At 61.5% G+C, this 12,710-nt stretch carries 11 protein-coding genes; 5 read left to right on the top strand and 6 right to left on the bottom strand.

The window, feature by feature from the left end; genetic code table 11:
- Nucleotides 1-93 precede the first annotated feature (93 nt).
- Genes B9Y86_RS14335 through B9Y86_RS14325 form a run of 3 tightly spaced genes read left to right on the top strand, consistent with a single transcriptional unit; the run spans nt 94 to nt 4,245 of the window.
- Complete coding sequence (locus tag B9Y86_RS14335) at nt 94-2,511, top strand: ATP-binding protein (RefSeq protein WP_176223371.1); 2,418 nt, start codon at nt 94-96, stop codon at nt 2,509-2,511.
- On the top strand, nt 2,508-3,398 hold the full coding sequence (locus B9Y86_RS14330; protein ID WP_085487289.1) for a pentapeptide repeat-containing protein: 891 nt from the start codon (nt 2,508-2,510) through the stop codon (nt 3,396-3,398). The genes B9Y86_RS14335 and B9Y86_RS14330 overlap by 4 nt, the downstream gene beginning before the upstream one ends.
- Before the next feature lie 22 nt (nt 3,399-3,420).
- Nucleotides 3,421-4,245 (top strand): Cof-type HAD-IIB family hydrolase, encoded by an 825-nt coding sequence (locus tag B9Y86_RS14325; RefSeq protein WP_176223370.1) that lies wholly within the window; start codon nt 3,421-3,423, stop codon nt 4,243-4,245.
- A gap of 177 nt (nt 4,246-4,422) precedes the next feature.
- Here B9Y86_RS14325 and B9Y86_RS14320 read toward each other — a convergent pair whose 3' ends face one another.
- Nucleotides 4,423-5,205 (bottom strand): alpha/beta fold hydrolase, encoded by a 783-nt coding sequence (locus B9Y86_RS14320; RefSeq protein WP_244894773.1) that lies wholly within the window; start codon nt 5,203-5,205, stop codon nt 4,423-4,425.
- 47 nt (nt 5,206-5,252) lie between these two features.
- Between B9Y86_RS14320 and B9Y86_RS14315 the strand changes: the two genes are divergently transcribed.
- Entirely contained in the window at nt 5,253-5,666 is a 414-nt protein-coding gene (locus tag B9Y86_RS14315) for a MarR family winged helix-turn-helix transcriptional regulator (protein WP_085487285.1), read from the top strand.
- Nucleotides 5,667-5,712: 46 nt separating this feature from the next.
- On the opposite strand, the gene B9Y86_RS14310 is transcribed toward B9Y86_RS14315, so the two are convergent.
- The 5 genes from B9Y86_RS14310 to B9Y86_RS14295 all read right to left on the bottom strand — a co-directional run bounded on the left by B9Y86_RS14310 (nt 5,713) and on the right by B9Y86_RS14295 (nt 12,015).
- Nucleotides 5,713-5,934 (bottom strand): hypothetical protein, encoded by a 222-nt coding sequence (locus tag B9Y86_RS14310; protein WP_085487587.1) that lies wholly within the window; start codon nt 5,932-5,934, stop codon nt 5,713-5,715.
- Nucleotides 5,935-6,200: 266 nt separating this feature from the next.
- Nucleotides 6,201-7,340 carry a hypothetical protein gene (locus B9Y86_RS17380; RefSeq protein WP_139824920.1) on the bottom strand — a complete coding sequence of 380 codons (1,140 nt, stop codon included), beginning with the start codon at nt 7,338-7,340 and terminating at the stop codon, nt 6,201-6,203.
- A 359-nt stretch (nt 7,341-7,699) separates the two neighbouring features.
- Nucleotides 7,700-9,295, bottom strand: a complete 1,596-nt coding sequence (locus B9Y86_RS14305; RefSeq protein ID WP_085487283.1) for an endonuclease NucS domain-containing protein — start codon at nt 9,293-9,295, stop codon at nt 7,700-7,702.
- A gap of 374 nt (nt 9,296-9,669) precedes the next feature.
- The gene (locus tag B9Y86_RS14300; RefSeq protein WP_085487281.1) at nt 9,670-10,107 is read right to left on the bottom strand and encodes a hypothetical protein; all 438 of its coding nucleotides are present in this window, start codon (nt 10,105-10,107) and stop codon (nt 9,670-9,672) included.
- Nucleotides 10,108-12,015, bottom strand: a complete 1,908-nt coding sequence (locus tag B9Y86_RS14295) for a Z1 domain-containing protein (protein ID WP_085487279.1) — start codon at nt 12,013-12,015, stop codon at nt 10,108-10,110.
- A gap of 176 nt (nt 12,016-12,191) precedes the next feature.
- On the opposite strand from B9Y86_RS14295, the gene B9Y86_RS14290 reads away from it, so the two are divergent.
- The gene (locus tag B9Y86_RS14290) at nt 12,192-12,710 is read left to right on the top strand and encodes a DUF1643 domain-containing protein (RefSeq protein WP_085487277.1); all 519 of its coding nucleotides are present in this window, start codon (nt 12,192-12,194) and stop codon (nt 12,708-12,710) included.

The raw sequence follows: 12,710 nt of genomic DNA, 5'->3' as shown, positions 1-12,710 counted from the left end.
GCGTGTATGGTCGCGGTACGGGGGCTGTGTTCGTGCCTGCGCCGGCGTCGCGATTCGACGACAGCGAGAGAATAGGGGCGTGTCATCGCAACGGTGCGCGAAACGGGCCTGTTCGGGCGCGAGCGGGAGCTCGCGCAACTTCGCGCGGTGCTCACCCGAGTGAGCGAAGGCGGCAGCAGGTCATCTGGAGCGGTTGCCCTGCTTGGCGGGCACAGCGGCGTTGGCAAGTCGGCACTCGCACAGTCGGCAATCGCCGAAGCAGAACGACTTGGCTTCGCCACCCACCGCATCGCGTGCGAGCCTTTTCACGAGGGCATGAGCTTCTTTCCCGTGCGAGAGCTCGTTCGTCAACTCTGCGACGGGCGGCCGGTCGCCGAGACGATCGCCGTGATGTTTGGCACGGACTCTCCTCAGGCCGAGATGGCTGCCGTAAGCGACTCGGTGACGGCAGATCCGGCAAGTCGCCGAGAGGCGCTGGTCGCCACCTTCACGAATGTCATCGTCGGAAAATTCCAATCGACCGACGCGCAACCGCTGCTTCTGTTCATCGATGATCTGGAGCATCTCGACGTTGGTAGCGCCGACGCCCTCCTCTGCTTGATCTCGCGCATCAGCGAGGGGCCGGTCGTCATCTTGGGCGCCTTCCGCAGCGATCTTGTAGTGAGCCCGAGCCATCCGCTGAAGTCGATCACCACGTCGGCGCGGCGCGCGGAAGGCGTGCTGACCTCTGTGAGTGTCACGGGTTTTTCCGATTCGTCGATCGACGATCTAGTCGACGTGATGCTCGAGGGCGAGACCGAGCTGCCGCTCGCCTTTTACGAGAAGCTGTACCGTGAGACCGAGGGCAACCCGTTGTTCATCCGCGAGTTGCTCCGGGTGCTCCGCGATCCGGCGACCGACGGCAGCGCGGCTCAGTTGGTGCAGGTCGACGGCGCCTGGCGCTTCGCCGGACAGGTGGAACTCTGGGCGATCCCACCCTCCGTGGAGGATGTCATCGCGTCACGGCTGGACATGCTCGATCCGGAGCAGCGCAGCGAGTTGGAGTTCGCCGCTGTGGTGGGTCGGCGCTTCGCGTTCGAAGTGCTGCAGAAACTCACCGCGTCAGGGGAGGATGACCTTCTGCTGCATCTGGAGCGCTATCTCAGTTTCGAACTCATTCGTGAACTCCGAGACGACGACGAGTCTTTCGAGTTCTCGCATGGCAAGATCCGCGACGTGCTCTACGAGTCATTGAGCGGGTTGCGGAAGCGTCGCATCCATGGGCAGGTCGCACTCGTGCTCTCGGCGATGGTCGGAACCACCAATGAGGACTGGGATGCCCTGATCGGCGAACATCTCTTTCTGGCTGCCAAATTGGCCGAGGCCTTTCCTTACCTCCTGCGCGCGGCCCGCAATGCGCAGGCCACCGGGTCGGCACAGGATTCTGTACAGCTGTTCACCAAGGCACTTGCCGCATCCGCAGGTGCGGTGCTGCTTGAGAACGACTCACGTCAGTCCATCCAGCTCGAGCTTGCGAGCGCCCTCATATCGGCGAACGCGACCGAAGAGGCTGGCACGCTCTTGCAGCAGCTAGTCGGCGAGCAGGTGCCATCCGATATCCGAGCGACGGCACTCAACTTCTTGGGTGACGCGCAGATCTTCGACGGTGACATCGAGCAGGCCCTGATGACCTATCTGGATTGCGAGCGGCTCGCAGAGAAAACAGATCAGAGCGACATGATCTGCGAGGTTTCGTGCGATCTGGCCGAGCTGCACGGTCGTCGCTATGAGCGGCTGGCCGGGCTGGAACCCGCTCAAGCGGAGAAGCACCGGCAGCAGTACGTGCATTACGTCGACAAGGCGCTGCGTTTCGTTCCGGCGGGGTCGACCGGCCCGCTCCGTGCACGCGTGCTGCGCAACAAGGCGAAGATGTCACGGGTCGACGGCGATCTCGATGCAGCGGTGCGGCTCTACAGCGAATCCATCGAGTGCGTCGACGGACGCGTCTCCCATCATCGGTGGCTGATACCCTACGCCAAAACCCTGCGCCTCACGGGGAACGTCGACAAGGCTCTCGAGATTGTCGCCCGGGTGTCCGCCTGGAGTGCGCAGGTGGGATCGAAGCGCTCAGAGGCGATCGCGCTGCAGTACCAGGCCACGATCATGATGGCGTCGACCGAATCGGAGGCCGAACTGATCGAGGCTCGAGGCATCGCGTCTCGGGCGCTCAAACTGCACCGAATCATCGGTTTTGCGCAAGGAACCCACGAAACCGAAATGGTCTTGGGCGAGATCGCCTACCGCCTCGGAGCATTCGACGCGGCGCAATCGCACTTCGAGAGCGCGATTGCGAAGCGGTCGCTTGAGCAGGCCGAGCTGTTCGAGGTAATCGCGGGTGAACTCGATGCGAACGGTGAGCATGATCGGGCCGATCGTCTCCGTGTTCCAATCACTCCGGCTGCCGCCTCCGTCGAGGGAAGCCCATCTATCGGCGGACCCAAGGTGTCGGGTTCTGTCGGGACCGAAGTATGAACCGCACGCGCCCCCGGCGCCTCAGCGACCCACTAGTGATCATCGGTGCTGTCAGCGTCGTCGTGATGGCGCTCGGGATCGTTCTGTGGTCCATCGGACCCAGCAGCGGAGACAAATACACGGATATCGGCAGCAGTCTGGCCGTCGGTGCGGGCATCGGCCTCGCTCTCCTCGCCGTTGAGCAGCTCGTGACCATGCGCATCGAAGGGGCTCAGGACAAGGCTGCCGAGGAACGTCGCTTTTTACAGAGCCTCCTCGATACGCCGGATCTGGCCGGGTTGCGCTTGAGAGGAAGGGTGCTCTCGGGACTCGTGTTCTCCTTCCGCGATCTGCACGAGTCAGACCTCACCGGCGTGGTCTTGGATCGTTCGGACTTTCGAGGAGCCAACCTCACCAATACCTCGCTCGATGGAGCGCGGATGGGCGACGTGAACTTCACCAATACCGTTGTGGTGGGCGCACGGGCGACAGGCATTTCCGCCCGCGAATCCGCGTTCGACGGGGCCAACTTCTCTGACACTGACCTCTCCAGCTCGACGCTGGTGGCTTGCTCGATGGAAGGAGCGGTTTTCTACCGAGCCGACGTCACTGGCACCGATTTCTCGAAGTCGAATCTACGGCGCGCAGGCCTCGGAGCCGTCACGGCCGTGAAAGCGATCTTCGACGACTCTGATCTGCGTGCCAGCAAGGCTATTGCTGCCAACTTCTCAGGCGCGAGCCTCCGTTCGGCGGATCTCCGCGGCGCCGACCTCAGTGATGCGAAGTTCACCGGTGCCGACCTGCGTGATGCAGACCTGCGAGACTGCGTCGTGCGGGGCACGATCTTCACCGATGCACGAAGCAACGACGGCACCCGCTGGCCGACCGCGATCCCACCCACTAACTAACCGCCCCAACCGAGGAGATCCTGTGGCCGTATTTTGTTCCGACATCGACGGAACGCTTCTCAACGCGGAGCGCACGCTGTCTCAGCGAACGATTCGCGCCATCCGTCAGTTCACCGATGCCGGGCACACTTTTGTGCTCTGCTCGTCACGCATGCCTGCATCCATGCGTATTCTCGAAGCTCTGTACGGTGGCGCGAACGTTCCGCTCATCGCTTACAACGGCGGCATCGTTCTGCGCAGCGATGCTTCCGTTGCGCTCGATGTGCCGATCCTGCCTGATGACGCCCTGCTGATCTATAAGACCTGCCGAGAGATCGAGCTGCACGCCAGCTTCTACAGCGGCGAGGACTGGTACGTCTGGGCGGACGACAAATGGGCCGATCGCGAGACCAACAACACCGGGGTGTCACCCAACCCCGAGTTCGCCTCCGAGTACTTCGAGAGCGGCCGGATGCGCACCGCTCCGCCGCACAAGATCATGTGTATGGGCGATCCCGCGCTGATCGAACAGCTGGAGGCGCTGCTCGCAGCGCGGCCTGATGTGGTGACTTACCGGTCGAAAGACACCTACCTGGAGATCGCGAACGCGGGCTGCTCGAAGGGTGCCGGGCTGGCTGCCATGGCGGATGAACTCGGCGTCGAGCTCGCTGACTGCCACTTCTTCGGTGACAATTACAACGACCTGCCCGCCTTCGACGTGGTCGGCACTTCGGTAGCCGTTGCGAATGCGAAAGACGCGGTGCTGAGCGCCGCGACTGTAATCACCGGCCGTCACCACGACGACGGCGTCGCGGAGTACCTCGAGAAGTTCCTGGCGACAACCAAAGTGCGCACCCCGATCGACTAGCGGTTGCAGATCGGTCAGGGATTCAGAATGCCCGACTGGCTCCCGCTAACCGCCTCTTCCTCTGCCGCAACGTTCTTCTGCACCGCGAACTGGGTGCGGTGCAATTCCTCGTAGCGCCCTCCCGCTGCCAGCAGTTCTTCGTGGGTGCCGCGTTGAACGATCGAGCCGTCAGCCCGGTCACCGGATGCGCTTCACGAACGGGTCGATGACCGCCCAGGTCGCATCCGGCGCCTCGAGGTGGGGGAGGTGTCCCGCGTCTGGGACGACGGCGAACTCAGCACCGCGAATGGCGTGAGCGACAGCCTGGCCGTAGGTGGGCGTGACGATGCGGTCGCTGGCGCCGAACACGACGAGCGTCGGCACGGAGATCGCGCCGAGGCGGTCGAGAAGTGTCGCGTCGCTCATGCCGCGCCCCGCGATTGTGGCCATGGTCTCTCCGTTGGACTGCTGGATGGCGCGTTGTTCGTCGGTGAACGCCGCGGGATCCCTGTATCCGAGTTCGGGGTTGTGCCAGGCGGCCTCGGCGAGTTGGCGGGCGTCGAGCGCGAAGAAGTCCGCGCCGGGCTCGCCCTCGACGACGGCGCCGACGCCGTCGATGTCGATCACGGCGCCGACCAGACCGGCGTACCGCTCGTCGGCGGCGCACTGGATCGCCATCTCGAGTGCGATCCAGCCGCCGATCGACGACCCGACCACCACGACGTCGCGCTCGCCGCGCTCGAGAAGGTTTTCGAGGTACGTGGTCGCGAGCTGGGCGATGGATGCGATGTCGTCGGGCCTGCTCGTGCCGTTCCATCCCGGGTGGGTCGGGGCCAGAACATGCATGGTCGCGGCGAGGTGGCCGGCGATCGGCGCGACGGTCTGGGGTCCGCCGCCACCGTGAAGCACCAACGCGGTGCGCGCATCCGGATCGCCGGACTCGACGGCGAGTGTGTTCTGGGGGAGCTTGGCAGTCATCATGCACCTATCTCAATATGTTTATGTACTGGTGTTGATACGCTAACACGATGACGACGAATCTGGAATCGCTGGGGCAGGCGATCAAGCAGGCGCAGTACCGCAATCACCGCACGATGGATGCCGCCCTGCGCGAGGTCGGGGTGAGCCTGGTTCAGTGGGACGCCCTGCGCGCGATCGACCGCATGCCCAGCGCATCCGGTCACGATCTGGCGGTTGCGACATTTCAGAGCGACCAGGCGTTCGGCACGCTGGCCAACCGACTCGTCGACCGAGGGCTCATCTCACGCGCCGCAGGGCGCGGGCGGCGCATGGAACACGCCCTCACCGACGCGGGGCGGGAGGCGCTGCGAGAAGGACACCGCGTTGCGACGCACGCGCTCGAAGAGCTCTTCGCCCCGCTCGAGGAGGAGCAGCGCGCCACGCTCGAGGGAGTTCTGCGGAGGCTCGTGCAAGAGCCGTAGACCCGGAAGCCAGAGGCCTCCATTAAAACCGGCTCGGCTTGTCAGCTCAATGCCTCTGGTTGCGCGGGTGCTCCTTGGCGACTCTCTCGTTGCCACGCTTGTAGTTCCCCGTGATGCGCGCCATGAGCTGCTGAGGCTCGTGCTGTACATCGGCCAGAAACTGCTGGGCGGCGGCTCCTCGCAGGGTGACGGCCCGGCGTCCATGATGGCTGATCACGACGTCGCCGCGAAGTAACTCGTACGTGAAGCCGTCGGGTCGATTGGCCATGGGACCCTGCATGCCCGACGCCGTGACAAAGCTTCAAGGCCGTTTCGGTGGATGCGGGGTGCCGGCGGTTGTGTCGGGTCCTGATTGCCGGGGCAACTGCTGACGGCCAGGTTCGCGGCGGGCGTGCATCCGTGACGCCTAAAGTGCCCTAACGCATCCCGCTTCTCGATCCATGCTTTTGATGGTCTGCAAGCCTAATGGCTCGGGTCAGCGATCGACGAGGCGTACTCGGCGCGAGAGGGGAGAGGGTAGACGTTCGTGAAATATTAATCCTCGCGCGAAGATCGAAATTCCAGCTCCAGAGCATCGAGGCCAGCATCGATGCCCTTGATTAGGTCCGAAAAATTATTCTCCTCTTGCCAAAATTCGGCTGTTTTCTCACGCAAGTGTCGTTGTTTGGTGTAGTTGGGGGATGGCAGCGCCTTTAGCACGGCATCAAACACGCGTCGAGACAGCACCTTGTCGTAAACGTCTCCATTCATTACGGTCAGTGAATCCGGAAATCGGAGTCCGGACCCCGCGAGCCGAATGGTCGGACCGCCAGCAAGGTTCTTACGTACGAACACACCAGTACCTTGGTTGCGTTCCGCCCAGGCGTTTCGGTCTCGATAGTGCTTATAGATACGATCAGCAATCATCTTGTTGCCTTCGCGTGCAGCACCATTGCTTTCGACAGCGACTACACGCTTTTTCACTTCAGAGGCTCTGAATTCACCTTCCCACTGATCGAGTTGGTCAGGAAAGCCAGGCGCTAGGGATCGGCCAAGTCTCAGGGCTAGTCGAGCGCGCCAGCTGCGTTTCTCTACGTGAGAAAACGGACGGAGGTACCCGGCGGAGTCTCGCCACCAGGTTTGGGTGTCAAGCGTAAAACGCAGGAACCCGATTCCGAATGCTTCACCAGCTGCGGACACTTCTCTTTCGTTCTGTCGAAGCTGTTGCGTGCGAAGGTCGTAGGTCTGGTTTCCCTGCATGGAAACCTGAAGCTTGCCGTCGGTATCCACAGGAATCGGTAGCTTCCATTCGTAGGGCCCCCCGTTTTCGTCAGCTTGTATAGGGACAAACCAGGACCCCGGCGGAAGAATGAGCTCTCGGTTCCCTAAAATTGTTGAGAAGTCCGGTCCAGAGGTTTTCTCAGTTGCTGTGCTCGGGTGCCGAATAGTCAGCTTGATATCGACATTTCGAACCGTGCTCTTCGAGGTGTTTGCAAGAACCACACCATGGTAAGCAGGCTCGTCGTCAGAGATTTGGCCCGGATCGTCTTGTTGTTCTAGCTCGGTCGGTAGGTACGTCTCGGCAGGCCATGCGATTACCCGGGATGCTTCGATTTCTTCAGCGCGCGAGCGATCAATGCGCGGTTGACGGACGATGGCAAGCCATAACGTTGTTGCAAGAAGGAGGGTGTTCACAAGCGCACCCAAGAGTCCTCCGAAGGTGTCGCCTATTGTTCCCCAAGTTGTCCAGTCCATACGCCCCGTTCGCCCAACCACATAGTAGGTTTAGCCACCCACGCCTTATCGAGTGTCAACGTCCGCTTAAAGCGGCGTCGGGTCCGCGCTCATTCCAGGGCTGTGCGCTTGCACGAAGAGAAATGTGCACAGAGCACCTCGCCTGCGGGCACGGACGACTTGGGTGCCGGAGTTTGGGTGGCCGGGGCGAGGAAGCAATGAGTATCGTGCCGCCTGGTGAGGGAGTGCGAGGTCAGTTGATGTGCGTCGTCTTGAGTGCAAGTGCACGGTCCGTCATCGTCGAGTGTCGGACGTCGACGTCAATACCAGTCTGAATCTACGTGGCCGTTGAAGAAGATCATTTGAGTCGCTGTAGCGGGATCGATTGTCACGTGATGCTGAAGGTATGCAACGAGCTTGTCGAGCTGGTCTGCGTGCGCTTCCATGAAGCCAACCATTGCGACCGCCATCATCATGTCTTCTCGTTCGTCACCCTTCTCGACGAGTCGCTTGACCAATTCGCCATGCCGCTCGGATAAAATCTCGGGTCGCGGTTGGTTGGCGCGCTTCTCGGAGAGCTCGTACGTCAAATGCCACGCTTTAAGGAGTCTGTTGTTGGCCTCGGACTGACCGTCGTAGGCACGAAGTTCACTCCACTCTCCTATGTTTGCATAGGCTGCGCGGAGCCCATCGACTATATGAACTCTGGTGCCGTCCCAACGCAAATATCCCCACAACCCGTATGCGTTGCCATCGTGAGCTTCCACGGCCAGGGAGAACTGCGGCACCAGTTCGAACCATCGTTGGTCGCGGTACCCGTGCAGAAGAGATTGGAGAAAGTCGTGATTGTCGTACACGTTAGTGCTGATGTCCCAATGAGGCGCGTCCCCCTGCAACTGATCCAGCCACAATCTGGCAGGACCGACCCAGCCGGGTGAGTCGGCGATCACCATCGAAATGGATCCGCGAAATCCTGCCCATTGCGTTACGTTCGTTGTGCGCGCTCTGCCATTGAAGTATTGCGTAGAGAGGCCGCCACTCCAGCCTTCGCACGCTTGCAGAATGTCTGCCTCCGAGAAGAGGTCGGCATCGTCAAAGACGCCGAAGCGCTCCACTTGATTGATCGTCCAACCGTGCCCGTTGATCAGGGCGCTCACCTTCTCCGGGTAGCAGACGTTCAGCGGGTGACCCTCGTACTCGATTCCGAGAAGCACGAGCTCTTCAGTGGACATCTTTTCGATGTCCTCGTCGTCGAAACCCGACTCTCTCAGTAGCACCTCACCCATTGGCTGTCGAGAATCTTCCGAGAGGATCGTGCCGAGCACAAGGACGACCATCCGTGTCCCGTCGATTGATAGATGCAGGCCGACGAAATCGTTGATCTGAAGGTCGTGGAGGCGCGCCTTCACTGCGTCCCACGTCGTAGTTAGGTCCTCCTTCGGTATCTCGTCAATCCGTCGCTGGGACACGGTGAGGCTTCGAGGCGTCGCGGTTTTTAGCGCCCTCATTTCGAGAGTCCCTCTTGGCGTCAGCCCATCTGCCTCTAGAACGAGCTGAAACCCTCTGAGATCGAAGTCGCTGTGATGGACGTAATAGCTGAACGGGACCAGCAGTTCATGCCAGTCGGTTGACACGATAATTGCGCGGATCATCTCGGGCCGGAGTCCCTTATCTCGCCCGAGCAGATCGACGTACTTTCCGATCTCATGGACGGCTTGCCGAGACGTCGAGCTCGCTTTTTTCAACTCGATCACAACGAAGGCGCCGGTGGAGTCGCGTGCCAAAATGTCGACGAATCCGTCAGCTCCGTGCGGGTTGCGAAGATGGTAGTTGTTTGCCACGTGTTTGAGGCCAGGTTCGATCAGCGATAGCTGCGTCGCGAGCAGATCCCGGATAGCGTTTTCAGAGGCGGTCACGTGGGAACACTACTGAATGATTTGCTTCCGGTGCCACATCTTCTCTTCGATCAACATTCCGGCCTATCTACTGCAGGTTTGTGGGCCGACGGGCCCAGACGCTGCGATCCTCGCGCGCCGTGACGCGCGGCGCCTGCAGCAGAGTGGCACAACCTTGGGGCGGAGGTAGTGCCGCACGAATCGAGGCCATGCAAATTGAGTTGAGCCATGCTCCTCGGGAGTATGGCTATTTCGTCGGCATGCGCAACGACGGGGAGGACTGTTACTAACAATGACCAACGACTGCCCTTCGCCGGGACTGCGATCTCCTCGCCGCCACGCGCTCGGTGGCGCGAGGCCCCGGCATCACTCGAGGCAGCAGGTTACGACTTCCACTAATCGAAGAGCCGCGATGGGAAATCCTTCTCGGAAATGACCAGCGGTGCATCCCAAATACCGGACAGCCGGAACTTCTCTCCCCGCTTCCGCGACGCCTGCAGGGAGAACGCGCCTTCGTCGTTCTCCCCCAGCAACTCGGTCAACACATCCGCCCACGGGATCGTCAGCACCCCTTCGGGGCCGCACACGAGAACGATCCAGACCGCCGGGTATTCGCAGGCCAGCTCTTCCAACTCCGCGCGCTGGTCGTCGGAAAAGGCGAACCTCCACGGGCTGAGGCGACTCGTGGAGTACTTCACGAAGATGACGTCGTCGTTGACGGCATAGGCGCAGTGGGACCTGTCCTTGAGCGCGTGAATCGTCACCTCCTGGCCCGCCTCGGCGACGAGGCGGGCCAGCGCGACGCCGTGGTAACGGAGCTTTTCCCCGATCACCTAGACGGTCGCGTTCCGCCCGACGAAAGCCAGGCGGCGGCTGTTGACATTGGGGTCGTTCGCCGCCGGCGCGTACTTGTAGTAAACGCGCGCATTCCCCTTCTCGTTGGAGAAGAGCATGAGGTGATGAATCGCGCGGGGGTAGACGTCCCGCTCGATCTCCTTGGCCCCGATGAAGCCCTTCGCCCGGGTGATGGTTTCCGGGTCCGCCGTTTTATAGCTCGCTGTGATGAGCCGGGTCGGGTGGACAGCGACGGACTCCGAACCGTGGAGGCTGAAGTTCTCGATGAACTCGACAAGGTGGTCGGGGAGCGCGTCGTTGCCCACGGCGGCAGCCAGAGCCTTGACCAGTTTGATGCCGGTGCCGCCGGTCCCGATGATCTTCTCCACGTCAGGAGAGAGCTCGAAGATTTCCCAGGTCATCTCTCCGCTCTGCCAGTCGACAGCAGAGAGCTTCACGCTCGCGGTCGTCGCAGGTTGGATACGGTTGTCCTGCAGCCACAGCGGAGCTCCGGATCCGCTCCGAATCTGGCGAAGAGACAGCTTGTGAAAAACGAAGCACCGCTGCCAGTCGTCGTAGAGGGAGCCGGGGATGTACAGCTCGAAGCTCTCCAGGTACGCCCCGCGGCTTCCGAACATCCGGGCGCGCTGGATGTAGGTGTCCTGCTGAATCTTGTGAGCGGAGTCGCGGGTGAAGAACATGGACAGTAGGTTGTCGAAGGTGACGCCGCGGGAGACGATGTTGCCGCCGATGGCCACAGTGAACAGAGCCGCGGGGGTGGTCACCTTGGCGTAACTGGACTGCGACCGGTCCGAGTTGCTGTTCATGACAACGACGTTGTTCTGGTTGATCGACCGCAGCACGAAGCGCGTGAGTTCCGTGGCGAGATCACCGTACCGTCCCTTGGCCAGGTCGAAGAGCTCGCGCGTCGTCGCCTCATACTTGGTTGATGTTGCGTCGGCGAGGATCCCGAAGATCTTCGTCACCGCCTCGTAGTCGACGGTGTGGTCAGCCTTCTTGCCGCTGGTGTGGATTAGCAGCGAGTAGTTGCCGGGGCGCTGCCCGGTGAGGTTCAGGAATGCGACATTCACCAAGAAGCTGAGCAACGCTTCCCGCAGATACTTCGCATCGTCGCGGCTGTCGGGCATTCGGATCAACCCGTACTGGAGGTTGTCCATCCCCTCCTTCGTCGTCGGGAAGAACACGTCCTGGCCGGTATAGAAGGGATGAGGCGGGAAGTCTACCCACCGGGTGTTCTCATTCTCGAACGTGGCGTTCAAGTCGAGGCGCGCCGGGGTCGCGGTGACTCCGATGTAAATTCCGTCCGCACCGATCAGCTTCTCAACAAGGTCGTTGATCCGCGTCTTCTCGGCACGGTTGACCTTCCCGTTCGGCGTCGCGTAGTCGGCCTCGTCGTCGATGATCACGCGGTTCGGGTGCTTGGAGATCTTCTGCAAGAGCTTGTCTAGGTCGCTCTGGTTCTTCTTCGAGAAGATGACCCAGTCGCGGCCGGTGATCTTCACTGCCGGGTCGAGGATTTCGGAGAAATTCTTCGGGGCTGGGTCGAGGCCGGAGTGCTGGAAGCGAGTGATGTTCTGCTCGAGCAGTTGAACGCTGTCGTTGGTGAGAACGATGATGATCCGCTTGCCGACGTCGAGGAGCGCAGCAGTCAAAGCGATCATCATCTCTGTCTTGCCGCTCTGCGGCTCCCCGTAGATGACGAACGACCGGGCTCTGTGGACCTGGATGTTCTCGATCGCCGCGTCGACGGCCGACTTGATGCTTTCGGTGCTCTGGCCCTTGTCCGTGATGCGGCCGTACTGGCGGGCGAGCCGGCCGACTTTGGAGTGCTCAATCTCGGCACCCAGAAAGTCGTTTATGTCGAAGTCATTCGCGGTGGTGGTCATCCTTGATCCTCTCGTGCCGAAGGCGCGGGCTCGTCCTCGGATGTCCGTCGCCCGGCCATCTCTGGAGACGTCGTCTCGCAGGCCGGGCAAGGGACATTATGCCCCAAATTATGATTATCGCGACGCGTCGTCACGGTTATTCCGCCGAGCGCCCCCCCGGTTGAGTAACCTCAGGTGTGGGCGAATCCAAACTGTCCGAGAACCCGGCGCACGCGCTGTCTCAGCCGGGCACAATTCTCCTCGTCCTGATGTCGAACCCGCCCTCGACTACGACTGGCGATCGCACGCGCCGTCGAGTGGAGTTGCTGCAGACGCTGGTCGGAATCGAAGAAACGGTGACGGCGAACTTGTTCTCGATACCGACTTACCGCACCGGCGAAATCTCCGAGGCCGGAGTCGATGCGGATGGTTGGCTGGACGCTCGACCGGCGATCGTCGATGCGATGGACCGTTGCACAGCGGTGATGCTCGCGTATGGCGGTCAAGAGCCGGCGGGACAGGCGCGGATGCACTTCCGCGAGCAAATCAGTTGGGCCGAGAAACTGATTGACGCCCGAAACCTTCCGGTCTGGACCGTCGGAGGACGGCCCTTGCACCCGTCGCGCTGGCACCGGTTCACCCACTCGAACTATCCAGAGGTGCCATTCCACGACGCCCTCGTCCGCTCGGTCAAGCGTCGGCCGATGCAGGCGTAG

This window comes from Agreia pratensis, from assembly GCF_900177685.1.
Taxonomy (GTDB): domain Bacteria; phylum Actinomycetota; class Actinomycetes; order Actinomycetales; family Microbacteriaceae; genus Agreia; species Agreia pratensis.
The sequence above is the reverse complement of the archived record's forward strand: the minus strand, read 5'-3'. Positions and strand labels throughout refer to the sequence as shown.

Bases quoted from the DNA above. Each gene is read 5' to 3' on its own strand.
- B9Y86_RS14330 (WP_085487289.1), top strand. From the start codon at position 2,508: ATGAACCGCACGCGCCCCCGGCGCCTCAGCGACCCACTAGTGATCATC.
- B9Y86_RS14320 (WP_244894773.1), bottom strand. From the start codon at position 5,205: ATGATGACTGCCAAGCTCCCCCAGAACACACTCGCCGTCGAGTCCGGC.
- B9Y86_RS14315 (WP_085487285.1), top strand. From the start codon at position 5,253: ATGACGACGAATCTGGAATCGCTGGGGCAGGCGATCAAGCAGGCGCAG.
- B9Y86_RS14310 (WP_085487587.1), bottom strand. From the start codon at position 5,934: ATGGCCAATCGACCCGACGGCTTCACGTACGAGTTACTTCGCGGCGAC.
- B9Y86_RS14295 (WP_085487279.1), bottom strand. From the start codon at position 12,015: ATGACCACCACCGCGAATGACTTCGACATAAACGACTTTCTGGGTGCC.